Annotated in this window: 15 protein-coding genes, 2 tRNA genes, 2 pseudogenes and 1 riboswitch; of the genes and pseudogenes, 8 read left to right on the top strand and 11 right to left on the bottom strand. The window is 72.9% G+C overall.

What is annotated here, in order from left to right; translation table 11 throughout:
- Positions 1-52: 52 nt before the first annotated feature.
- Positions 53-445: pseudogene (locus tag ABZT12_RS03780) on the bottom strand (winged helix-turn-helix domain-containing protein); the annotation flags it as partial.
- Between the two features lie 65 nt (positions 446-510).
- Positions 511-2,607 (bottom strand): asparagine synthase-related protein, encoded by a 2,097-nt coding sequence (locus tag ABZT12_RS03775; RefSeq protein ID WP_356376609.1) that lies wholly within the window; start codon positions 2,605-2,607, stop codon positions 511-513.
- 682 nt (positions 2,608-3,289) lie between these two features.
- On the opposite strand from ABZT12_RS03775, the gene ABZT12_RS03770 reads away from it, so the two are divergent.
- From ABZT12_RS03770 to ABZT12_RS03755, 4 genes are all read left to right on the top strand, one after another.
- Positions 3,290-4,714: an MFS transporter gene (locus tag ABZT12_RS03770; protein ID WP_356376606.1), complete on the top strand. Its 1,425-nt coding sequence runs from the start codon at positions 3,290-3,292 to the stop codon at positions 4,712-4,714.
- Positions 4,715-4,788: 74 nt separating this feature from the next.
- Entirely contained in the window at positions 4,789-6,024 is a 1,236-nt protein-coding gene (gene lhgO, locus ABZT12_RS03765) for an L-2-hydroxyglutarate oxidase (RefSeq protein WP_356376740.1), read from the top strand.
- Positions 6,025-6,036: 12 nt separating this feature from the next.
- Entirely contained in the window at positions 6,037-6,891 is an 855-nt protein-coding gene (gene trmB, locus ABZT12_RS03760) for a tRNA (guanosine(46)-N7)-methyltransferase TrmB (protein WP_356376603.1), read from the top strand.
- Positions 6,892-6,939: 48 nt separating this feature from the next.
- Complete coding sequence (locus ABZT12_RS03755; RefSeq protein WP_356376600.1) at positions 6,940-8,292, top strand: PrsW family intramembrane metalloprotease; 1,353 nt, start codon at positions 6,940-6,942, stop codon at positions 8,290-8,292.
- Positions 8,293-8,331: 39 nt separating this feature from the next.
- Here the strand turns inward: ABZT12_RS03755 and ABZT12_RS03750 are convergent, their stop codons facing one another.
- The 4 genes from ABZT12_RS03750 to ABZT12_RS03735 all read right to left on the bottom strand — a co-directional run bounded on the left by ABZT12_RS03750 (position 8,332) and on the right by ABZT12_RS03735 (position 12,427).
- Positions 8,332-9,339 carry a M23 family metallopeptidase gene (locus ABZT12_RS03750; RefSeq protein ID WP_356376597.1) on the bottom strand — a complete coding sequence of 336 codons (1,008 nt, stop codon included), beginning with the start codon at positions 9,337-9,339 and terminating at the stop codon, positions 8,332-8,334.
- A gap of 10 nt (positions 9,340-9,349) precedes the next feature.
- Positions 9,350-9,507: riboswitch (cyclic di-AMP (ydaO/yuaA leader) on the bottom strand.
- Between the two features lie 234 nt (positions 9,508-9,741).
- Positions 9,742-10,962: a PP2C family protein-serine/threonine phosphatase gene (locus ABZT12_RS03745; protein WP_356376589.1), complete on the bottom strand. Its 1,221-nt coding sequence runs from the start codon at positions 10,960-10,962 to the stop codon at positions 9,742-9,744.
- 108 nt (positions 10,963-11,070) lie between these two features.
- Positions 11,071-11,144 (bottom strand) — tRNA-Met (locus ABZT12_RS03740).
- Between the two features lie 62 nt (positions 11,145-11,206).
- Positions 11,207-12,427, bottom strand: coding sequence for an alginate lyase family protein (locus ABZT12_RS03735; RefSeq protein WP_356376586.1), 1,221 nt, complete (start codon positions 12,425-12,427; stop codon positions 11,207-11,209).
- A gap of 186 nt (positions 12,428-12,613) precedes the next feature.
- Here ABZT12_RS03735 and ABZT12_RS03730 point away from each other — a divergent pair.
- A pseudogene (locus ABZT12_RS03730) lies at positions 12,614-12,805 on the top strand (transposase); the annotation flags it as partial.
- A gap of 583 nt (positions 12,806-13,388) precedes the next feature.
- Here the strand turns inward: ABZT12_RS03730 and ABZT12_RS03725 are convergent.
- A complete protein-coding gene (locus ABZT12_RS03725; RefSeq protein ID WP_356376583.1) occupies positions 13,389-14,519 on the bottom strand; it encodes a dihydrofolate reductase family protein in 1,131 nt (376 codons plus the stop codon).
- Between the two features lie 66 nt (positions 14,520-14,585).
- Between ABZT12_RS03725 and ABZT12_RS03720 the strand changes: the two genes are divergently transcribed.
- The 3 genes from ABZT12_RS03720 to ABZT12_RS03710 all read left to right on the top strand — a co-directional run bounded on the left by ABZT12_RS03720 (position 14,586) and on the right by ABZT12_RS03710 (position 17,430).
- A complete protein-coding gene (locus ABZT12_RS03720) occupies positions 14,586-15,101 on the top strand; it encodes a MarR family transcriptional regulator (protein WP_356376580.1) in 516 nt (171 codons plus the stop codon).
- 155 nt (positions 15,102-15,256) lie between these two features.
- Positions 15,257-15,898 (top strand): GTP cyclohydrolase II, encoded by a 642-nt coding sequence (gene ribA, locus ABZT12_RS03715; protein ID WP_356376577.1) that lies wholly within the window; start codon positions 15,257-15,259, stop codon positions 15,896-15,898.
- Between the two features lie 587 nt (positions 15,899-16,485).
- Positions 16,486-17,430 (top strand): SGNH/GDSL hydrolase family protein, encoded by a 945-nt coding sequence (locus ABZT12_RS03710; protein WP_356376574.1) that lies wholly within the window; start codon positions 16,486-16,488, stop codon positions 17,428-17,430.
- A 118-nt stretch (positions 17,431-17,548) separates the two neighbouring features.
- Here ABZT12_RS03710 and ABZT12_RS03705 read toward each other — a convergent pair.
- The 4 genes from ABZT12_RS03705 to ABZT12_RS03690 form a co-directional block, all read right to left on the bottom strand.
- Positions 17,549-17,621: transfer RNA gene (locus tag ABZT12_RS03705), tRNA-Lys, on the bottom strand.
- 134 nt (positions 17,622-17,755) lie between these two features.
- Positions 17,756-19,300 (bottom strand): amino acid permease, encoded by a 1,545-nt coding sequence (locus tag ABZT12_RS03700; RefSeq protein WP_356376571.1) that lies wholly within the window; start codon positions 19,298-19,300, stop codon positions 17,756-17,758.
- A 151-nt stretch (positions 19,301-19,451) separates the two neighbouring features.
- Entirely contained in the window at positions 19,452-21,659 is a 2,208-nt protein-coding gene (locus ABZT12_RS03695; protein ID WP_356376569.1) for a DEAD/DEAH box helicase, read from the bottom strand.
- A 235-nt stretch (positions 21,660-21,894) separates the two neighbouring features.
- Positions 21,895-22,416 (bottom strand): hypothetical protein, encoded by a 522-nt coding sequence (locus tag ABZT12_RS03690; protein ID WP_356376566.1) that lies wholly within the window; start codon positions 22,414-22,416, stop codon positions 21,895-21,897.
- Positions 22,417-22,641: the final 225 nt, after the last annotated feature.

Genomic DNA, 22,641 nt, shown 5'->3' with positions numbered 1-22,641 from the left:
CCTCCGGCCGGGCCGCCGCTCCCTGGTCGGGCAGATCGGCGAGAGCGGGCCCGCGCCACAGGCCGAGCGCCATGTCCAGCGACCGGGCGGCACCGTCCGCGTCGCCGCGCTCCAGGGCCGCCGTACCGTCCGCCACCAGCCGCTCGAAGACGAACAGGTCGACTTCCCGCACCCCGGCCACCAGCCGGTACCCGCCGGGCTCGGAGACCACGGCGTCCTTTCCTACCGCCCGCCGCAGGCGTCCCACCAGCGCCTGGAGCGCGCCCAGGGCGTCCTGGGGCGGCCCGTCCCCCCACACCTCGTCGATCAGGGCCTGGGGAGCGGCGACCCGTCCGGCCCGTAACGCGAGCGCGGCGAGCAACGCCCGTACCCGCGCCCCGCCCAGCGCGACGACGCCGCCGGCCCCGTCCTCGGCCTGGGTGACGCCCAGGATCCTGTACCGCATCCGGCCATTGTCGCCGAGGGGGAGCCGTGCGCGGGGAGAGGGCCGGCGCGGAGGCGGCCGGACGACTACACCCGGCGTGCTCCGCCGGCCCCCGCCCCCAGCACCCCCCGCTGCGGCCGGATCCCGGCGGGCACCGCCCGGGCCCGCGCGGGCGTCCCCGTCCAGCAGGTGCCGCGCCGGGCCAGCAGCCGTCCCAGCCACACCTCCAGGGAGACCAGGTCGGCGAGCCCGTCCAGGGGCAGCGGTTCCCCCTGGGCCGCCGCCCGCAACGCCTTGCGGACCACCCGCGCCTCCACCAGTCCCGCCTGCGCGAGCAACGGGGTGTCGAAGAGAGCGATCAACGAGTCGACGGCCACCCGGAGCCCCGTACGGACGGCGTCCGCGGCCGACGCGTGCGACGGCGCGCCCCAGCCGTCCGGCAGTTCACCGACGCCGGCCCCCTCCAGCACCGTGCGCAGGATCGCCGCCCGGGCCCCCGGCTGCACCCGCAGCGCCTCGGGGAGGGCCCGGCAGGCGCGTACGACCTGGTTGTCGAGGAACGGGGTGTGCAGTCTCTGGGACCGGATCTCGGCGGCCTGTTCCAGGACCCGCAGGTCCGAGGCGTGCCGGGCGAGGGCGGCCCGCGCGCGGAAGTCGCCCGGCCGCTGCCCCGGCCCGACCCCCTGTCGGCTGGTGGCGCCCTGGAGCCGCGCCGACACCTCGGCGAGCGCCTCCCCGGTCAGCCACCGCGCGGCCGGTCCCGGTCTCGCCCAGGTGAGCGCGGCGAGGGACGCCCCGACAGCCCCGACGGGTTCGTCGAACCGCTGGTGCCTCAGCCGGTCGGCGAGGATCTCGACCCCGGCCTCGTACGGCGTCCGGGCGAGCCGCCGCGCGGCGCCGTACACGCGCGCGGAGACCAGCACCGACCCGTCCGCCTTGGCCAGCGCGGCGACCGGGCGCACCAGATGGCGCCGCTTGCGGTCCAGCAGCAGATCGGCGAGCCGGGCCGGGTGGGCGTCGAGGACCTGCCGGGCGCCGTAGCCGGTGAAGTGGTCGGCGCTGCCGGAGGCGAGCCGTGCCCGGTGCCGGGCGGCGACGATCAGGGACGGCCCGGGTTCGTCCGTCAGCGGCCCGTCCAGGTCGGCGTAGGGGAGGACGTCCTCGGCGCCGGTGACCACCACGTGGTGCAGCCGGGGGTTGGCGGCGAGGGTGCCCGCCCGCTCGACCTCGGACTCCCGGCCGCCGGCGACGAGGTCGTTGAAGGTGACGGCGAGCAGCCGTTCCCCGGCGCCGGTGCCGTGCCCGAGTACGGTGCCGGGTCTTCCCGGCAGCCCGGCGGCGAGCAGGGCGAGCGTCCCGGAGGCGGGTCCGCCGGACAGGTCGGCGCCGATCCCCGGCACGGGCATCCCGCGCGCGGCCCGGCGTTCGGCCGGGCCCATGCCTGGGACGGGCCCGGGGTCGATGTCCGGCACGTGCCGGGGCGCGGACAGGCGTACGCGTACCGCTTCCACGAGGGCGTCGCGCACCCCGTCGACGGCGCGGTCGGGGTCGGCGGAGGGCGCGGCGACGGCGAGGGATGTGCCCGGTTCGTACCCGGCGACTTCGCGCGCCCCGGCGCGCAGGATCAGCGCGTGCCCCGGCGGAATGCGCCGTACGCCGTCGTAGGGCGTCGAGTCGTGCAGGGCGGCGGGCACGTCGGGGGCGGCCAGCAGCGCGGCGAGGTGGCCGAAGTCGAGGTTGGCCTCGATGAGGTCGGCGAGCGGCAGCGCGGCCGTGGCGTAGGCGGTGCCGCCGGCCCACGGGGTGTAGAACACCGGCTTGGCGCCCGCGAGATCACCGCAGACGGTGACGCGCCGGCCGGCCTTGACGATGGCCGTGTAGCTGCCGGCCCAGGAGGTCAGGTGGCGGAGTGCGCCGCCGCGCGCGGTGAAGAGGCTGAGCCGCAGTTCCTCGTCGGACGCGCCGCAGGTGCCGAGGACGGCGATCCGGGTCTCGGCGTCGACCTGGACGAGGCGCACCTCGTCGGGGCGCCAGTCGCCGACCGCCCACAGGGGATCCGGGTCGCCCCACAGGAGGTGCGAGCCGACCGGGTGCACGGTCTCGCCGTCGAGTCCCGTGGCCCCCGCGGAGCCGATCCGGGCGGCTCCAGCGGCGGTACTGCTCCATCCCACCAACCACCGCATCGACGCCTCCACAGGCTGTGGACAAGCAAGTGCACCGTACGAACAGGCACCATGCTGCCACGAGAAGGAGCGTGCGGAGGGCCGCCGGGGCGGCTCGGGATCATCGGAGGGCGCATCGGAGTACGCCTCCGGCAAAGGCCGTTCGGGGATCGGCGAGCCGAACGCTGCGACGCGAATGCGCCCCCGATACGCTCCCCCAGAACACCCAACGCGCCCTCAACTCCCGTGGTAGGAGCGGTATTCGGCGTCGGAGAGCGGGGTCGGTTTTCGGCCAAATCGGTGATACGTAGACAGCCGTGCACACGCTCCGTACATGCTCTGCGCACTGCTCGGCGAGCGTACGGTCCGGGAGACGGGCTTCGCCTCCCGGACCGGTCCGCCGCCCGCGGGGATGTAGGCGGCGGTGTCCCCCAGCCCACTGGATCCAGTACAGCGGGCCGACCCACGCGCCATCCATGGAACCGCTCCCGCGGTGGCCGGAGTAGAGCGCACGGACAGGCGCACGGCCACACGACAGGGGCACGGGGCAACCGTGCGTACCGGGGCCGCACTCGCGTACGGACCACAATCCCGCCATCCGGAACAATGCCCCTTAACGCTTGGGATGCGGCGAACTACGCTGGGTTTACGAATGCCGGGTGGTTATGCCAGCGCGGCAGCCGTCTGTGTCGAGGGGTGGCGCATGTCCAGGGAGCAACGCGGGCCGAACGAAAAACTCGGCACCGTTCTCGCCCTCGCGGGAATCAGCAACGCAGGACTCGCGCGTCGCGTCAACGACCTTGGCGCTCAACGCGGGTTGACTCTTCGCTACGACAAGACCTCGGTGGCGCGCTGGGTGTCGAAGGGGATGGTGCCGCAGGGTGCGGCGCCGCACCTCATCGCGGCCGCCATCGGGCAGAAGCTCGGCCGCCCGGTGCCGCTCCACGAGATCGGCCTGGCGGACGCGGATCCCGCACCCGAGGTGGGCCTCGCCTTCCCCAGGGACGTCGGCCAGGCGGTGCGCTCCGCAACGGAGTTGTACCGTCTCGACCTCGCCGGCCGCCGGGCCGGCTCCGGCGGCATCTGGCAGTCGCTCGCCGGCTCGTTCGCAGTGAGCGCATACGCAACGCCCGCCTCACGGTGGCTGATAACCCCGGCCGACAGTTCGGTGGCGCGCGAGGCGAACCCCGCCGAGGGCTCGAACGCACCGCTCAAAGTCGGCCACAGTGATGTGCAGAAGCTGCGGGAGGCCGCCGAGGACGCCAGACGCTGGGACTCCAAGTACGGAGGCGGCGACTGGCGTTCGTCCATGGTGCCCGAGTGCTTACGGGTGGAGGCGGCGCCGCTGCTGCTCGGCTCGTACTCCGACGAGGTCGGCAGGGCCCTGTTCGGGGCGAGCGCCGAACTCACCCGCCTCGCGGGCTGGATGGCGTTCGACACCGGCCAGCAGGAGGCCGCGCAGCGGTACTACATCCAGGCGCTCCGGCTGGCCCGCGCGGCGGCCGACGTGCCGCTGGGCGGGTACGTCCTGGCGTCGATGTCGCTCCAGGCGACCTACCGGGGCTTCGGCGACGAGGGCGTCGACCTCGCGCAGGCCGCCGTGGAACGCAACCGGGGGCTCGCGACCGCCCGCACGATGAGCTTCTTCCGGCTCGTCGAGGCACGGGCCCACGCACGGGCCAGTGACGCGCAGGCCGCCGGCGCGGCCCTGCGGGGGGCCGAGGCCTGGCTGGAGCGGGCCCGTGACGGCGACAACGACCCGTCGTGGCTGGGTTTCTACTCCTACGACCGCCTGGCCGCCGACGCGGCCGAGTGCTACCGCGACCTGAAGGCACCGCGTCAGGTGCGCAGGTTCACGGAGCAGGCGCTGTCGAAGCCGACGGAGGAGTTCGTGCGCTCGCACGGCCTGCGGCTGGTGGTGTCGGCGGTCGCGGAGCTGGAGTCGGGCAATCTCGACGCGGCGTGCGAGCAGGGCGTACGGGCGGTGGAGGTGGCGGGGCGCATCTCGTCGGCGCGCACCACCGAGTACGTGAAGGACCTGCTGCACCGGCTGGAACCGTACGGGGACGAGCCGCGCGTGGTCGAGCTGCGGGAGCGGGCGCGCCCGCTGCTGACGACTCCGGCCTGACCCGGCGGACAACGGGCGCACCTCCCGGGTTTGAGGGCACTGTCAGTGGCGCAGTGCACTATCGAAGCCGGGAGGTGGTGCGAGTGCGGGCGACGGCCTACGACAGTGACGTGCTGGTGGTCGGGGGCGGGATCGTCGGGCTGTCCACGGCGTACGCGATCACGCGTGCCGCGCCGGGCACGCGGGTGACGGTGCTGGAGAAGGAGCCGGGCCCGGCCCGCCACCAGACGGGCCGCAACAGCGGGGTGATCCACAGCGGGATCTACTACCGCCCGGGCTCCTTGAAGGCGCGGTACGCGGTACGGGGCGCCGCCGAGATGGTCGAGTTCTGCGCGGAGCACGGCATCGCGCACGAGGTCACCGGCAAGCTGATCGTGGCGACCCGGCGGGAGGAGCTGCCCCGCCTGCACGCCCTCGTCCAGCGCGGCCGGGAGAACGGGATACCCGTCCGCGAGCTGTGCGCCGCCCAGATCGCGGAGTACGAGCCGGAGGTGCGCGGCCTGGCGGCCATACAGGTGGGGACGACCGGGATCTGCGACTACGTCGGGGTGGCGCGCCGGCTCGCCGACGCCTCGGCCGCGGAGATCCGCTACGGCGCGCGGGTCGTCCAGGTCGACCGCCGCCCGGCGCGGGGGGTCGCCGTACGCACGGCGGACGGGACGGTCCTGCACGCGCGCGTGCTGGTCAACTGCGCCGGGCTGCACTGCGACGAGGTGGCCCGCCTGACGGGCGACGAGCCGGACATGCGGATCGTGCCGTTCCGGGGCGAGTACTACACGCTGACGCGGCCCGACCTGGTGCGGGGCCTGGTCTATCCGGTGCCCGACCCGGCGTTCCCGTTCCTCGGCGTGCACCTCACGCGCGGGATCGACGGCAGCGTCCACGTCGGCCCGAACGCGGTGCCCGCGCTGGCCCGCGAGGGGTACGACTGGGGCGTCGTACGGCCCCGGGAGGTCGCGGCGACCGCCGCCTGGCCCGGGGTGTGGCGGATGGCACGGGAACACTGGCGGTACGGCGCGGGGGAGCTGCGCCGCTCGCTGTCGAAGGGGGCGTTCGCGGTCGCCGTGCAGCGGCTGCTGCCCGCCGTGACCGCGGACGACCTGGTCTCCTCGGCGGCCGGGGTGCGGGCACAGGCCGTGCTGCGGGACGGGACGCTCGTCGACGACTTCCTGATCAAGGAGGGTCCCCGGGCGGTGCACGTGCTGAACGCGCCGAGTCCGGCGGCGACCGCCGCCCTGCCGATCGGACGGGAGGTGGCCCGGCGGGCCCTGGCGGTACTGGGACAGCCGGTGGCTTCGGCCGCCCCGTAAAATCGCCCCATTGTGTCTGACTCCCGCAACGCCTCCGCCGCCCCGCTCCCCGTCCACGCCGGCGAGGACCCCGGCTCCCGCGACCCCGGCCCCCGCGCTCCCGCCGGGCCCCTCCGTCCCAAGGGCGCGCCCCGTTTCCCGGACGGGCCGCAGGCCGATCCCGCGGGCTCGCACTTCGACCGGCGGATCCGCAGTTTCCAGCCGCGCCGGAGCCGGGTGACGGCCGGGCAGGCCGACGCGCTGCGGCGGCTGTGGCCCAAGTGGGGCCTGGACATCGACGGACAGCGGGTGGTCGACCTCGGCGAACTGTTCGGCAACGACCACCCCGTCGTGCTGGAGGTCGGCTTCGGCATGGGCGAGGCCACCGTGCAGATGGCCGCCGACACCCCCGCGGTGAACATCCTCGCCGTCGACGTGCACACCCCCGGCCAGGGCAACCTGCTGGGCCTCGCCGACCACCACGGCCTCGCCAACATCCGGGTCGCCAACGGGGACGCCGTCATCCTGCTGCGCGAGATGCTCGCCCCCGGCTCGCTCGCCGGACTGCGCGTCTACTTCCCCGATCCCTGGCCCAAGAAGCGGCACCACAAACGGCGGCTGATCCAGGAGGAGTTCCTGACCCTCGCCGCGTCCCGGCTGGCACCCGGCGCGCTCGTGCACTGCGCCACCGACTGGGAGCCGTACGCCGAGCGGATGCTCGAAGTGCTGGGCGCCCACCCGGAGTTCGAGAACACCGCGCCCGACGGCGGTTTCGCGCCTCGTCCCGGCTTCCGGCCGCTGACCCGTTTCGAGGGCCAGGGACTGGAGAAGGGTCATGTCGTGAACGATCTGCTCTTCCGTCGCGTACAGCACGGGGAACAGCCCTGAGCCGAACCACCGTCGCGGGCCGATTTCTCCGTCGTTAGGGTCGATGCCGTGGCCACCTGTCCGCCGTACCCCCCGCCTCGCGGCCCCGCGGCCCACGGTGTGCCCGGGCCCGCGCACCGGTGGCGGCGGTGGCGGGTACCGCGCCCTGGCCCGGCGCGGTCGAGGGCGTGGGGAAGGGCCGGGTACGGCGGCCTGATCCTCCTGCTCGCGCTGTCCGGGCTCGTCATCCTGGCGCTGGTGCGGCAGCAGACCGGGACCGAGGGGTTCCTGGTCGGGCTCGGTCTCGCCGTGCTGCCCGTACCGGTGTTGACGGTGGCGTTCCGCTGGCTGGACCGGGTCGAACCGGCGCCCTGGCGCACCCACCTCTTCGCCTTCGCCTGGGGCGCGTGCGCGGCGGCGCTGATAGCGATCGTCGCCAACAGCTTCGCCACCCGGTGGATAGCGGCCGCGACCGCGGACCCCTCCGGCGCGGACACCCTCGGCTCGACGCTGATAGCGCCGGTCGTCGAGGAGTCCGCGAAGGCCGCCGCCGTACTCCTCGTCTTCCTCTTCCGCAGACGGGACTTCACCGGCATCGTCGACGGGGCGGTGACGGCCGGGGTCACCGCCACCGGCTTCGCGTTCACCGAGAACATCCTCTACCTCGGCACCGCCTTCGGCACCGACCAGCTGACCGGCGACCGCGGTATCACCTCCGTCACGGCGGCGACCTTCTTCGTCCGGATCGTCATGTCCCCGTTCGCGCACCCCCTGTTCACCGTGCTGACGGGCATCGGCTTCGGTGTCGCGGCCCTGTCGCCGGGGCACCGGCCCGTCCGGCGGGCCCTGCCGCCGCTGGCCGGGCTGCTGCTCGCGATGGGCATGCACGCGGTCTGGAACGGCTCCTCCACCTTCGGCCAGTACGGCTTCTTCGCGGTCTACGGCGCCTTGATGGTTCCCGCGTTCGGGCTGCTGACCTGGCTCGTCGTCTGGACCCGGCAGCGTGAGCTGAGGACCGTCCGCGAGGAGCTTCCGGCGTATGTCGTCGCGGGCTGGCTCACGCCGGTCGAACCCTTCGTCCTCGGGTCGATGAGGGCCAGGCGGCTGGCCCGGGAGTACGCCAGGCACCACCTCGGCAGGCCGGCGGCCCGCTCGGTCGCCCGTTACGAGACGTACGCGACCTCCTTGGCGTTGCTGCGCCACCGGGGGCGGCGGGGCCGCGCCGACGCCGAATTCGCCGTACGGGAGAGGGAGTTGCTGCACGAGCTGGCGCTGCGCCGGGAGGTGGCCCGGCCCGCGCTGGAGTACGCGGCGCGGATGACGGCCCCGCCGGTACCGGTGTCGGTGCCGCCCTGGCCCGTCCCCGGGACGTACGGGTACCCGGGGACGCCGTACCCCGCCTACAACCCCTACCGGCCTTAGGCACGGCGGGAGTTGTGCGCGCCTACCGCCGGGCGGGGCTCAGGGGTTGAGACCCTTGCCGCGCAGCCAGGTCATCGGATCGCTGGCGGTGCTGCTGCCGTTGAGGTGCACTTCGAGGTGGAGGTGCGGCCCGGTCACGTTGCCGGTGGCGCCGACCCGTCCGATCACGTCACCGGTGCCGACCTTCTGTCCGACGCTCACGCTGATCGACGACTGGTGGCAGAACCAGAGTTCGGTGCCGTCGTCGAGGGTGATGATCGTGCGGTAGCCGTACGACCCGGCCCAGCCCGCCTCGGTGACGGTGCCGCTGTGGATCGCCTTGATCAGGGTGCCGGTGGGCGCGGCGAAGTCGAGGCCCGTGTGGTAGCCGGAGGCCCACATGGTGCCGGCTTGCCCGAAGGTGCCGGTGAGGGTGTAGGAGACGACCGGCAGCTGGTACTGCTTGGCCAGTTCGGCGAGGTGCGCGGCCTCGGCCTTCTTCTTGGCGGCCGCCTCCGCCGCCTGCTTCGCGCCGGCGGCCTTCTTCGCGGCCGCCTGCTCCGCCTTCGCCGCCGCGTCGTCGGCCTGCTGGGCGACGGCGGCCTCCACGGTCGCCTGCGACGTGCCGTCGAGCTGCACCTGCTGGGCGTCGGCCTGCGCCATGATCCGGTTGCGCAGTGCCTCGCCGGCGTCGGAGGCGCCGTCCGCGGTGTCGGCGCTCGTCACACCGACGCTGCTGAGCGCGTCCGCCGAGCCCTTGGGCGTCGCCGCCGGGGCGTCGTGCAGCAGGGAGCCCACGGAGGGCAGGTCGGGCAGGGAGATCGAGACCGGCGGCTTGCCGGTGTGGGCGCTGGCCATTCCGCCCGCGCCGACGGCGGCGATGACGCCGACGCCGAGGACGGTGGAGCTGCGGGCCAGCCCGCCGCCGCGCTGCCGGCCGACGCGATGCCGGCCGCGGTGGGGGCGGAGGGTCTCCGCGCTGGGATTCCACTCCTCCCAGGGGCCCTCGTCGGGACGGTGACCGCCGTAGACGAGCGGGGCTTCCGGGGCAGGCCGGTCTGACGCCACCTGGGCGTGCTCCTTCCTTCCTTCTCGCCTACCGGGTTAGCTGACGGGTTCGGAGCAGGAAGGTCTCCTACGCGCGTCAACCAGCCGTGCTGCCACGGCTGTCGACGTGCGATTCACCCCAAGGTGGTGGTTCCCCGGTTCCCTCGCGGGATTCGGCGCGTGCGCGCGGAGCCGTCTCTGGTGACGGCTGTAACGACCGCGCTGCGTTATCAAACGTTAATAGACCGGTGGTGGGTATTCCAAGCTGTTCCGCTTGATCATTAACGGTTCTTGGCGCGGACGTACGGCCCATGACCGGTGCAAATCGGGCGAGTTGGCCTCACCTCACGATCACAGTCTCCATTGACGGTCTGTCAGTTGTTACTCGGAACGGGGCCGCCCGCTCACTGCGGGTGACGACGGTCAGGGCCGGCGTACGGCGAGGAGGGCCATGTCGTCGGCCGTGCCGCCCCCGGAGTGCCTGCGCACCTCTTTGGCGAGGGTGCCGAGCAGGCTTCCCGGGTCTTGGAAGACCCTTCCGGCGAGCCGCGTCTCGGGGTCGTAGAAGGTGCCGCGGGCGTCCCGGGCCTCGGAGAGTCCGTCGGTGTGGAGGAGCAGCAGCGCCCCGCCCGGGAACGCGAACTCCTCGACGCGGTCGGGCCAGGTGCCCAGCTCGCCCATGCCGAGCGGCGGCGAGGATCCGGACCGGCACAGGACGCGCAGCACGCCGTCCCCGTGCAGCAGCAGGGGCGGCGGGTGGCCGCGGTTGACGATCCGGACGACGCCGTCGGCGTGCGGGAGTTCGGCCAGTACGGCGGTGGTGAACCCCTCGAAGGCGTCGAGCCCTTCACGCCGGGTGCCCTCGCGCGCCAGCGCCCGCTCCAGCCGCTGCGCGACCGCCTCCAGGGTGGTTTCCTGCTCGGCCGCCTCCCGGAACGCCCCGATGACCACGGCCACGGCAGCGACCGCGCCCATGCCCTTGCCCCGTACGTCCCCCACGACCAGCCGTACGCCGTGTGCGGTGTCCTGGACGGCGTAGAGGTCGCCGCCGATGGAGGCGTCCTCCTGGGCGGCCTCGTAGCGGGCGGCGATGTCGAACCCGCCGATCCGCCCGGCGGGTTCGGGCAGCACCGCGCGCTGGGCCGCCTCGGCGATCTCGCGTGCGGAGGCCAGCTGCTCGTAGCCGCGGCGCACCAGGAGGTTGATCAGGACGGCGAGCGCGGCGACGGTTCCCACGGTGACCAACTCGGTGATCGCGGCGGCGTGCAGCACGATACCGAGGCCGAGATGGGTGGCGAGCACGACGAGGACGGACGCCAGGCCGGTGAGCAGGGTGCCGCGCCGCGAGTACAGCGGGGCGGCGACCAGCGGGGCCGCGGTGAAGAGCGGGCCGGCCGTGAACTGGGTCGGGGTGAAGTAGTCGTAGAACGCCCCGGCGACCAGCAGCAGCACGGGGAGGGAACGGACGAACGTGCGGGTGTACGAGATCCGCCGCCCCTCGGCCGCGCCCTGCGGTACGGGTGCCTGGGCGGCACCGAGGCCGGGGCCGGGGGTGGGGGCGGGGGCGGGATCGAGGTCGAGGTCGCGGGCGGGATCGCTGGGTGGACGTCCGGCGGTTCGCGCGTACGGCCCCTCCTGCTCCACGCCTCCAGGTTTCCCGTAGCCGGAACGGAAGGCGAGCCGAGTGACCCAACAGGGGGAGAAACACTTGGGGCCGGAATCCGTTTCCGGATTCCGGCCCCAAGTCTTGAGTAGCGGGGACAGGATTTGAACCTGCGACCTCTGGGTTATGAGCCCAGCGAGCTACCGAGCTGCTCCACCCCGCGTCGTTGTGTCTCAAGCATACGTCATCCGCGGGGCGTGAATGACCACGTGCGCCGGGCGGCTGTCAGTCGGCGGGGTTTCCGGCGTGGGTGAGGGTCTCCCAGGAGACGAAGAGGTCGTCGGTGCCGGACGGCCGGGTCTGCTCGACGAGCCGGTGCGCGGCGGGCACGGGGAGGTCCAGCCGGTTCTCCAGGTGGTTGAGCGCCACCTCCAGGTCGGACCCCATGCTCCGCTCCACCTTGCCGCCGCACAGCCAGGCGGGCGCGGTTTCGCCCAGCTGGTAGCGGGCGTGGAAGTCGAGGGCGGCGCGGAGCCGGTCCTTGACCTCGCTGTAGAGGTCGACGCCCTGGTGCCAGGCGGTCTCGGCGATGTGCGCGGTGGCTGCCAGCGAGTACCCGACGTGCTTGAAGTTGCGGCAGGTCTCCTGCGCCATGCCGTCCTTGAAGGTGGTCTGCTTGAACCAGTACGTCGTCAGCTTCTGCGGGGTGTTCAGGGTGGAGCCCGCCGGGGTGAGCGGCACCTTGCCGTCCTTCTCCAGGTAGAAGTAGGCGGGCACCCGGTCGCGGAAGCGCTTGATGGCGGCGTCGAACGCCTTGTGGTCGTCGAGGAAGACGGCGATGCCGATGGCCGCGTCGGTCATCGCGAGGTCCCAGTTGCCGTTGTAGTCCGGCAGGTTGCCGGTGACCTCGGGCTGGTAGGCGGTGCGCAGCATGGTGGCGAACCGCCGCACCCGGTCGGCCGGCCATCCGGCGCCCGGCGCGTACCGCACGATCTCCGCCGCCCGGGTCCAGGTCGTCCCGGCCCACGCCGTCTGCAGGTCTGCGTCCTCGGCGGTGTGCCGCTTCAGCTTCGCCGACCAGGCGTCCATGATCTCCCGGGCCTTGGCGGCGTGCTGCTGCTTGCCGGTGACGCTGTAGAGCAGGGCCTGTGTGTAGGCGGCGATCGCGTCCTGCCGCTCCTCGACACACCCGTGCGCAACCTTGCCGCCCCACGGGCAGTCGACGTCGGCGTACGGCGTGGGCCGGTACCTGTACGACCCGTACTGGCTGTCCCGCATGTCGAGGAACGCCTTCAGCCAGGGCTGCTTCCCGGCCGTGACGTTCTTGCGTACGGCGTCCAGCTGGTCCTTGCTGACGAGCACCCCGGGGTGGGTGAACGCCGCGTCGGCGGGCAGCGCCCGCGCCATGGTCCGGCTACCGGTGTCGGCCGTCCCGCACGAGGCGACGAGCCCCATGACCACGGCCGCGCCCAGCACCGCGGCCGCGCGCACTCGCACTGCCCTCATCTGTTCAACCTCCACGTCGACCCGCGCCTCACTCGCAGCGTCACCCGAGGACTGCCGGGGCGCAGGATCTGATGGGCCGGTCGGGGAGGGTCGGGAGAAGGTCTGGGGGGAGGGAGGGCAGGAGCTGGAAAAGCGTGACAGTTTCGCCGTATCCGTCACGCTTTTTTCTGGGACAGGGGCCGCGACCCGGGCGTCGGCGTCAGGACCGCCGCCACCCCGATGGTCCCCGTCGGCGACGGCACCAGCCTTCCCACCGCCGCCCACCTGACCTCCTGCGCCGGCCTCGGCGGCCTCGCCCCGACCACGAAGTCGTCCGGGACCTCCATCCACGGCGAACACGCACCCCACGGCGGCAACCGCGTCCTGAAACGTGCGATGTCATGGCGGAGCCACGAAGCAGGCAACGGGGGGTGTGCTGAACAAGCGTGACAGTTCTGCTCGAACCGTCATGCTTCTGCACGACAGGACAGGCGCGCCCGGGCCCAGCGAGCGGCGATGCGTCGCCCTGGGGGATGGCACCACAACGAGAAAAGCGTGACACTTTCGCCCACACCGTCACACTTCCGCGGAGAGGGCGGGGCGGCTCAGCCAGACAGACGGCCGTCCGGCGCGTCGGCCACCTCCTGGAACCCGGACGTACGACCACCTCGACACCCCGACCGCCAACGATTGGCACGCGTCGCCCCCAACGCAGCGACGAATACGACCGCCTCCCGCCAGCCCCCACCCGGCAGCCACCACACGGGAAGCTCCGAACACGCCCTGGCAGACACCCCCCGACACGGCCCGCACCACCAACCGGCCCGCACCGCCCCCCACTTACCGCCCGGCAGCCACCACGCGGCAGTCACCGCCCGGCGGACCCCCGGATCGCACACCAGCCGAGCACAGCGCCTCGGCCGGCCGGGAAGGTCCGGCCCCGGGACCGAGCCGGCCCGGAACAGAGCGGGCCCGCGGCGGCTCACCCGAGCAGATGGAGGTTCGGTGCCTTGGCCGACTCCTCGTACCCCGGAAGTACGACCACATCGACACCCTCGGCCGCCAACAACCCGCTCCCGTCCGCCCCCACGACAAACGTGTCCGGCTCCCGCCACGCCGTCACCACCCGGCGTACGCCCGCGTCGAGGACGAGCCGGGCGCAGGGGCGGGGGCGGGAGGCGCGGTGGGTGCAGGGTTCCAGGCTGGTGTAGACCGTGGCGGTGGCGAGGCGCGGATCGGTGGGGGCGAGCTTGGCGAGGGCGGCCTCCTCCGCGTGCACGACCGGGTCCCCGGCCTCGCGGGAGTGGCCGCGGGCCAGTTCGGTGCCGTCCGCGGCGACGACGACCGCGCCGACGCTGAACGCCGTACGCGAGGGCGGGCAGTCGGCGGCCAGCGCGCAGGCGAGGCCGAGCCAGTGCCGGTCGGCGGCGGCGGGGAGGGTCCCGGTGCCGGGGGCGACGGGTTCGTAGCGGGTCAGGACGACGTCCCCGAGGGGGCGGGTCTCCACCAGGCGGAGCCGGCCACCCGGGTAGGGGCCCGGGCCGAACAGGCGGGGGGCGTGGGGGTCGCCCACGAAGAGGGGGGCGAGGACGAGCTGGAGTTCGTCGGCGAGACCCTGCCGGAGCAGCTGGGTGTGAACGGTGCCGCCGCCCTCGACCATCAGGCGGTCCACCCCCCGTACCTGGTGCAGGTGGGCCAGGAGCGGTCGCCACTCCACTTCGGCCCCGAGGTCCACTACGTCGGCGGCGAGTCCGAGCCCGCGGGCGCGCGCGGCGCCCTCGCCGGTGGTGAAGAGGAGCTTCGCACCGCCCGTGTGCCAGAACGCGGCGTCCGGATCGAGCTCGCCGGACCGGCTCACCGTCACCTTCAGGGGGTACTCGGGCTTTCCGGCGGCGGCTCGGGCGGCCCGCCGCTCGGGCGAGTTGACGAGCAGGCGGGGGTTGTCCGCCCGGATCGTGCCGGCCCCGACGAGGATCGCGTCCACGGACGCCCGTACCTCGTCGACCCGGTCGAAGTCGGCCGGGCTGGACAGCAGCAGCCGGTCGGGACCGGTGTCGTCGAGGTACCCGTCGAGGGACACGGCGGCGGACAGCAGGACGTGGGGCTGGGACATCGACACGCTCTCCCTGCGGGGCGGACGGGACTTGGTTCAAGTTTGAAACAAACCTACACTGGCACCATGAAGACTCGCTGGCTCACCTCGAAGGAGCAGCGCGCCTGGCGCGCGTACATCGCCGCGACGCACCTCCTGGAGGACGCGATCGACCGGCAGCTCCAGCAGGACGCCGGCATGCCCCACCTCTACTACTCCATTCTCGCCAGCCTCTCCGAGGCCCCGGACCGCGGGCTCCGGATGACCGACCTCGCCGAACGGTCGAAGATCACCCGCAGCCGCCTCACCTACGCGGTGAGCCGCCTGGAGAAGGACGGTCTCGTACGGCGCGAGGGTTACCCCTCGGACAAGCGGGGCAGCACGGCTGTCCTGACCGACGAGGGGATGACCCTCCTGGAACGTACGGCGCCGGGCCACGTCAAGACCGTCCGCAGCGCCCTCTTCGACCACCTCACCGAGGAACAGGTGGAGCAGTTGGAGGCGATCTGCGCGGGGATCACCCGGGCCCTGGAGGAGGACGGCGGGCGACCGACGGCGGACGACGTGCCGTGGCGCCGCCGCTCCACACCGTCCTGCTCGTGAGAACGGGGCCCGGAGCCCCGTAGGAGCGGCGGGTGATCCGGCGCGGCACACATAAGCCGTTGCTTCAAATTTAAAGCATACGGTAGGCTCCGGAAGCGGATCTGCTTCAAAACTGAAACAGACCGGCCAGCCACGGACGGACCCCGGAGGCCCGCATGCCCGACTTCCCCGCCGCCACCCCGCGCGGCCGCGTCCGGGTACCGCTGCGCTTCCAGGACGGCTACAGCGCCGACGCCGAACTGGTCACCTTCCACGGCCTGACCGACGGCCGGGAACACCTGGCGGTCGTCCTCGGCGAACCGGACCCCGGCGCCACCCCGCTGGTGCGGCTGCACTCGGAGTGCCTGACCGGTGATGTCTTCGGCTCCGCCCGTTGCGACTGCGGCCCGCAGCTGCGCGAGGCGGTCGAGCGGATCGCCGAGCGCGGCGGAGTGCTGCTCTACCTCCGCCAGGAGGGCCGCGGCATCGGCCTCTACAACAAGCTCGACGCCTACGCCCTCCAGGACCAGGGTCTCGACACCTACGAGGCGAACGCGGCCCTCGGCCTCCCCGAGGACGCCCGCGACTACACGGCGGCCGCCCAGATGCTCGGCGCCCTCGGCATCACCTCCCTGGACCTGCTCTCCAACAACCCCGACAAGGCAGCGCAGTTGAATGCGTTGGGTGTGGAGGTGAACGACCGTGTGCCGACAGGGGTGTTCACCACAGCGCACAACGTCCGTTACCTCCGCGCGAAGGTCCTCCAGACCCAGCACACCCTGCCGCTGGGCGAGTTGACGGAACTCACCGCGGGCTGAGCGGAACCGGCCGATGGTGCAGCGGGCCGCACCATCGTTCGGGGAGGGCGCCCCCTCGTACCGCGGGGCGGCCGGCGGAAGGCTTGGGACCACGATCCCGACCGACCGCCGACGTGGAGGCCTCCCCCAGCCATGACCGCTTCCCCTGTACCGACTGGGCCGTACGGCCTCCCCTCCCGGTGGTGCCGGCACATCCATGACCGGCACATCCATGGCCAGGGTCCCCGCAGGCGTAAGGACGGGGCTGCCCACCGCCGTGCCGACCCCCGGTGCCGCATCCCGTGGGGACGGTGACGCGGCGCCATGCCCGGCCCCGCGGCGGATCACTCCCCCCACTGCCGCCGGACCCGGCGCCTCTCCCGCTCGCCCCGCCCGGACCAAGAGGGCGGAGCAGGAGCCGGAGCCGAACCGCACACCAGCGCCGCACAAGTCGATCCGGGAACGCCAGAGAACAGAGCCAGAACGACCAGAACCGCCAGATCCGCCGGAACCGCCGGAACGACAGGAAGCGCCGGCACCGTCACGCCTACCGCGCCCACCCCAACTGCCCGCCCCGCCGGCCGAGTCGCCCCTTCGAGAGGACCCCCATGAAAACCTCCGTACGAGCCGGCCTGGCCGGGGCACTCGCGTGCGGCACCCTGGTCACCACCCTCGTCGTCAACCACCACGGCGAGGCACCCCGCACCGGCATCGCCTACGTCGCCCCGCCGAAGGGCCCGTACGTGGCCCTCGGCGACTCCTACACGGCCGCCCCCGGCCTCCCCGGCAGCACCGGCCGGCCTCCCGGCTGCGACCGTTCCGACCGCAACTACCCCTCCCTCGTCGCCGCCGAACTCGGCGTCAAGGCAACCGACTTCCGCGACATGAGCTGCAGCGGCGCCACCACCACCGACCTCGCCGCCCCCCAGAACACCGACGACGGCATCAACCCCGCCCAGCTCAGCGCCGTCCACGACACCACCCGCCTCGTCACCCTCGGCATCGGCGGCAACGACATCGGCTTCAGCTCGATGATCAAACGCTGCGTGGCGATGGGCATGCTGTACAAGATGACCGGCAGCGGCAAGTACCTCCACGAGGACGCCCCCTGCGCACGCGTGTACGTCTCCGCGGGCGCCGACGCCGTCGCGGAGCGGATCGAGGACGCGGGCCGGCAGCTCACCGCCGTACTGACCCAGGTCCGGCGCCGCGCCCCCGAAGCCCGCGTCTACGTCGTCGCGTACCCGGCGATCCTCCCCGCCGACAACACGGCATGCGCCCGCGCCATGAACCTGGCCCCCGGCGACGTCGCCTACCTCCGCGCCAAGGAACAGCAGCTCAACACCATGCTCCGCGAACGTGCCGAGCGGGCGGGCGTGGGCTACGTCGACACGTACACCCCCTCCGAGAACCTCGGCGCCTGCTCCCCCGAGGCCACCCGCTGGATCGAGCCCCTCTCCCCGCGCAGCCCGGCCGCGCCGGTGCACCCCAACGAACGGGGCGAGCAGGGCATGGCCGACGCGGTACTCCACACCATCAAGTCGGCCCTGTGACAACGGAGTTGACGGGCAGACCGCAGCGGCGCCGCCGAACGACTGCGAAGCGACTGCGAACAACCGCCGACGAGTGAAGCCCCCGCGTCGGCTTGCTGCGACGCGGGGGCTCCGGCGGTAGGCCCTGTGGGACTCGAACCCACAACCAATGGATTAAAAGTCCACTGCTCTGCCAATTGAGCTAAGGGCCCAGGCGATGTTGCCTCCCCGAGCATAGCCGCAGGAGGCCGGGTCTCCGATCGGGTATCGGGGACCCGGCCGTGTCGGACGGGAAAGGGATCGGTCCGGGGCCCGGAAGGTGCGGAGTGCGCCGAGTGTCCGGGTGTTACGGATCGACCGGTTCGGGTGCCCCCGCCCGTGACGCCGCCAGGGACTTCGTACGGGTGTGGTCGGGGTTGAGGAACCAGTGGCGGGCCGAGGCCGTCCACCAGGCCGCCGCGAAGCCGAGGACGGCCAGCACGGCGACCGGGGCGTAGTTGAAGGACTCCGAGGTGACGGGGGAGAGCTGGGGGAGCATGAAGAGGACGGTGATCACGCCCACCCAGAGCACCGACACCGTGCCGATCGCCGTCGACCAGCGGCCCAGGTGCCACGGCCCGCGTTCGAAGGCGTCGCCCCTGCCGAGGCGGAGCAGGGTGGGGATGACGTAAGCGATGTAGAGGCCGATCACCGCGATGGAGGTCACCGCCGCGTAGGCCGTGACGTTGATCAGGTACGGCAGGCCCAGGACCAGCGCTCCCGCCGCGGCCAGCCAGACCGCGGCGACGGGGGTGCGGGTGCGGGGGCTGACCGTGTGCCAGAGGCGGGAGTAGGGGAGCGCGCCGTCGCGGGAGAAGGCGTAGATCATGCGGCTGTTGGCCGTGACCGACGCCATCCCGCAGAAGAGCTGGGCGCCGATGACGACGAGGAGCAGCAGCTTCCCCGCCGTCGCGCCCAGGGCGTCGAGCAAAATCTGCGCGGGGGGTGCGCCGGTCGCCGAGCCGAGCTCCTTGTCGTAGGACTGGATCGCGTAGGTGAAGCCGAGGAGGAGGACGAAGCCGGCGATCCAGGAGGTCCAGATGGAGCGGACGATGCCCTTCGGGCCGGCCGTGGACGCGTCGTGGGTCTCCTCCGTCATGTGGGCGGAGGCGTCGTAGCCGGTGAAGGTGTACTGAGCCATCAGCAGGCCGAGCAGGACGACGTAGACGCCGCTGCCCCAGCCGGTGTTGTTGACGAACTTCGTGAAGACGAAGGACGTCGACTGGTGGTGGTCGGGGACGAGGGCCAGCGCGCCGACGATCACGGCGACCCCGCCCACGTGCCACCACACGCTGACGCTGTTGAGCAGGGCGACGATCCGCACGCCGAAGGTGTTCAGCAGCCCGTGCAGGAGCAGGATCGCGGCGAAGAGGAGGATCGTGCGGCCCGGGGTGACCGCGAAGCCGAACTGCAGGTTCAGGTACGCACCCAGGAACGACGCGGCGCCGAAGTCGATGCCCGCGGTCACCGCCACCTGGCCGAGCACGTTGAACCAGCCGGTGAACCACGCCCAGGCCGCCGCCGTACGCGGGGGTGCCAGGCGGTGCGCCCAGTAGTAGAGGCCGGCCGAGGTCGGGTAGGCCGAGCAGATCTCGGCCATCGACAGCCCGACGAACAGCGTCATCAGGCCGACGGCTACCCAGCCCCAGATGATGACGGCGGGGCCGCCGGTGTTCATGCCGAAGAGATACAGGGTCAGACAGCCGGAGAGCACCGAGATGATCGTGAAGGAGACCGCGTAGTTGGAGAACGCCGACATGCGGCGGGCCAGGACCTGCGTGTAGCCGAGCTGGGCAAGTCGTTCCTCGTCCGAGAGTCCGGACGGCCCGCTCGCTCTGGCGTCATCTGTCATGCCCCCAGCGATTCCCTCGGCGGCGCCGTGACATGCGCGACTCAGCGACTCGAACAGGCCTCGGCAGAAACTCGGTGTGGCCGGAAAAAACCCCCGCCCGAACCCGGGCGGGGGTTTCTCTCACGTCAGCCTGTGGCCGGCTGCCTGTGCGTCAGCCGTTGCGCTTCCAGCGCGGCTTGTCGTCGCGGCGGCCGGCGGACGGGGAACCGGTGCCGGTTCCGCTGCCCCGGTGATCGTCACGGCGGCCGTACGGGCGGTCGTGGCCGCCGGTGCGGAAGGCCGGACGCTCGCTCTGGCGGTCGCGGTTGAAGGGACGGTCGCTGCCCCGGTGACCCGCGGGACGGTCGTCGCGGCGGAAGCCGCCACGGTCGCCGCCGTCACGACGGTCGTCCTGGCGGAAACCACCCGAGCCGGAGGGACGCTCGTCACGCCGCTCGAAGGAACGGCCACCGCGGTCACCGTCACGACGGTCGTCCCGGCGGAAACCACCGGAGGGACGGTCGTCGCGGCGGTCGTCGCGGCGGAAACCACCCGAGCCGGAGGGACGCTCGTCACGCCGCTCGAAGGAACGGCCACCGCGGTCACCGTCACGACGGTCGTCGCGACGGAAGCCGCCACCGCTCCCGCCCGACGGACGGTCGTCGCGGCGGAAGCCGCCACGGTCACCGCCGTCACGACGGTCGTCGCGGCGGAAACCACCGGAGCCGGAGGGACGCTCGTCACGACGCTCGAAGGAACGGCCACCGCGGTCACCGTCACGACGGTCGTCGCGACGGAAGCCACCGGAGGGACGGTCGTCCCGGCGGTCACGGCGCTCGTAGTTGCCGCGCTCGTCACGCTGCTGGCGCGGACGCTCGTAGGAGGAGGACTCCTGACGGGCCGGCGCCTCGGCGACCGGCTGCTCCGCCACCACGGCCTCGGCCTCCACCACGGCGGCGGCCTCGGCGACCGCGGTCTCGGGGTCGTCGCCACGCTCGCGGGCGGCGCGGGCGACCAGACGGTCGGCCTCCTCGCGCAGCTCGGACGCGCGGCGGGTGGCCCGCTCCAGCTCCTTGGTGAGCTGGGAGACCTCACGCTCGGCCTGCTGGGCGGCGTTGCCCGCCGACTCGGCCTGGACCTCGGTCATCGAACGGGCGCCGGTGATCTCGGCGACCTCGGGCTCGAAGGCCGTACCGGAGTTGATGATGTGACGGCCGGCGTCGACACCCGCGTCCTCCATCAGCCGGAAGATCTGCCGGCGCTGGTGCGGCAGCGAGAGGGAGACGACGGTTCCGGTGCGACCGGCACGGGCCGTACGGCCGGCGCGGTGCAGGTAGTCCTTGTGGTCGCCGGCCGGGTCCACGTTCAGGACCAGGTCGATGCCGTCGACGTGGATGCCGCGGGCGGCGACGTCGGTCGCGACGAGCGCGTTGACGTAGCCCTTCTTGAAGTCCTCCAGCACGCGGGTGCGGGCGCCCTGGGTCATGCCGCCGTGCAGCGCGTCGGCCTTCACACCGGAGTCGCAGAGCTGCTCGGCGATGCGGTCGGCGCCCAGCTGGGTGCGGACGAAGATGATGGTGCGGCCCTTGCGGGAGGCGATCGCGGCGGTGACCGGCGCCTTGTCCTTGGGCTTCACGATCAGGATGTGGTGGGACATCGTGGTGACGTTGCCCTGGGCGCTGTCGACCTCGTGCGTGACCGGGTCGGTCAGGTAGCGCTTGACCAGCGTGGAGATCTCGTTCTCCATGGTCGCCGAGAACAGCATGCGCTGGCCGCCGCCCGGGATCTGGTCGAGCAGCTCGGTGACCTCGGGCAGGAAGCCCAGGTCCGACATCTGGTCGGCCTCGTCGAGGACCGCGATCTGCACGTCCTCCAGGGAGCAGGCGCCGCGGTTGATGATGTCGCGCAGCCGGCCCGGGGTGGCGACCAGAACGTCGACGCCACGCTCGAGGGCGTAGATCTGGTTGCTCATGGACGTGCCGCCGCAGACGACCTTCATCTTCAGGCCGAGGACGTCGCCGTAGGGCTGGAGGGCGTCCGCGACCTGCATCGCGAGCTCACGCGTCGGGGTGAGGATGACGGCGCGGGGGCGCTTCTTCTCGGTGCGGCCGCCGGCCAGCGTCGCCAGGGCCGGCAGGCCGAAGGCGAGGGTCTTGCCGGAGCCGGTACGGCCCCGGCCGAGGATGTCCTTGCCGAGCAGGGCGTCCGGGATGGTCGCGGCCTGGATCGGGAAGGGGCTGGTCACGCCGTTCTGGGCGAGCTTGCGCACCACGCCCTCGGGGAGCCCGAGGTCGGTGAAGGTGACCTCGGGGGCGTCCACCGTGTCCTCGTTCTCGCTGTTCTCGGGCACGACGACGTGATCAGTACTGGAAATGGACATGCGAATGCGAAACCTTCCGGAGTCTCGTCGGCACGCGCCCGTCAACTCCGTGTTTCGCATTACGACCGCCTCTATGCGGTCCGCCACGGCAAGGGAGAGTACGCGCCACACGGCGCGCTCTGCAGTGGCGCCGGGCAATTGGTATCAAACGATCTACCACCATACGCACCCACCACCTCCGAAGGCAAACCGCGCCCCTTTGACCTGCGTCACACCGCACCGCACGGCCGCCGCCCTACGCCGGTGACCCCGCCCGGGGCGCCGGTTCGCGCTCGGTCAGCTGGGGCGTGGTGCCCTCGTGGGCGGAGGACGAGGGCTCCGCGACCGTCGGAGTGGGGGACGGCGAGCCGGAGGCCGGCGTGGGGTCCGGGGGCGGAAGCGGCCGGGTCGGGGTCGGCTGCGGGACCTCCGTGGTGGGCGCCCCCGGCTTCCCGCTCGCCCCCGGCCGAGGCGCCGCGGAGGCGGGTACGTCGTCCTCGCCCCCCGTGGCCGGCGGTGCCGACTCCGACGCCGACTCCGACGGCTCCGCCTTCCCTTCCCCGCGCCCGTGCTGGCCGTCGCCCCGCCGGCCGCCGTGCCCGGCCTCGCCGCCCGGCACCCCGGGGCCGCCGCCGCGCTGCCCGCCGGCCCGGTGGCCCGCCGAGTGCGACGGCCGCGCACCGCCGCCCGCGTCGTCGCCCACGCTCATACAACCGGCGGCAGCGGCGACGGCGACGACCGCGGCGGCCAGACGGACGGGTACGTACAAGGGGCGCACGGGGCAACCTCCGGGGGCGGAATAGGGAGTCGCCCTCTCAACTCCCGCCCCCCGCAAGAGGACACGCGCCGCAGCGTCGTACGCCCGTACCCGGCCCGTTCCCGCGCCCCACCGGCCGGGAATCGCCCCTCCGGCACCCGGATCGGCCCCGCCGTCGCCGCATCGGCATCCTTCCCCCACCCCCCACCCCCCACCGCCGCCCCCGAACCGGGGCTCGGCCCCGCC

The sequence above is a fragment of the Streptomyces sp. NPDC005423 genome (assembly GCF_040606415.1).
Classification (GTDB): Bacteria; Actinomycetota; Actinomycetes; order Streptomycetales; family Streptomycetaceae; genus Streptomyces.
Note: the sequence above shows the minus strand (reverse complement) of the source record. Positions and strands in the feature narration are given on the sequence as shown.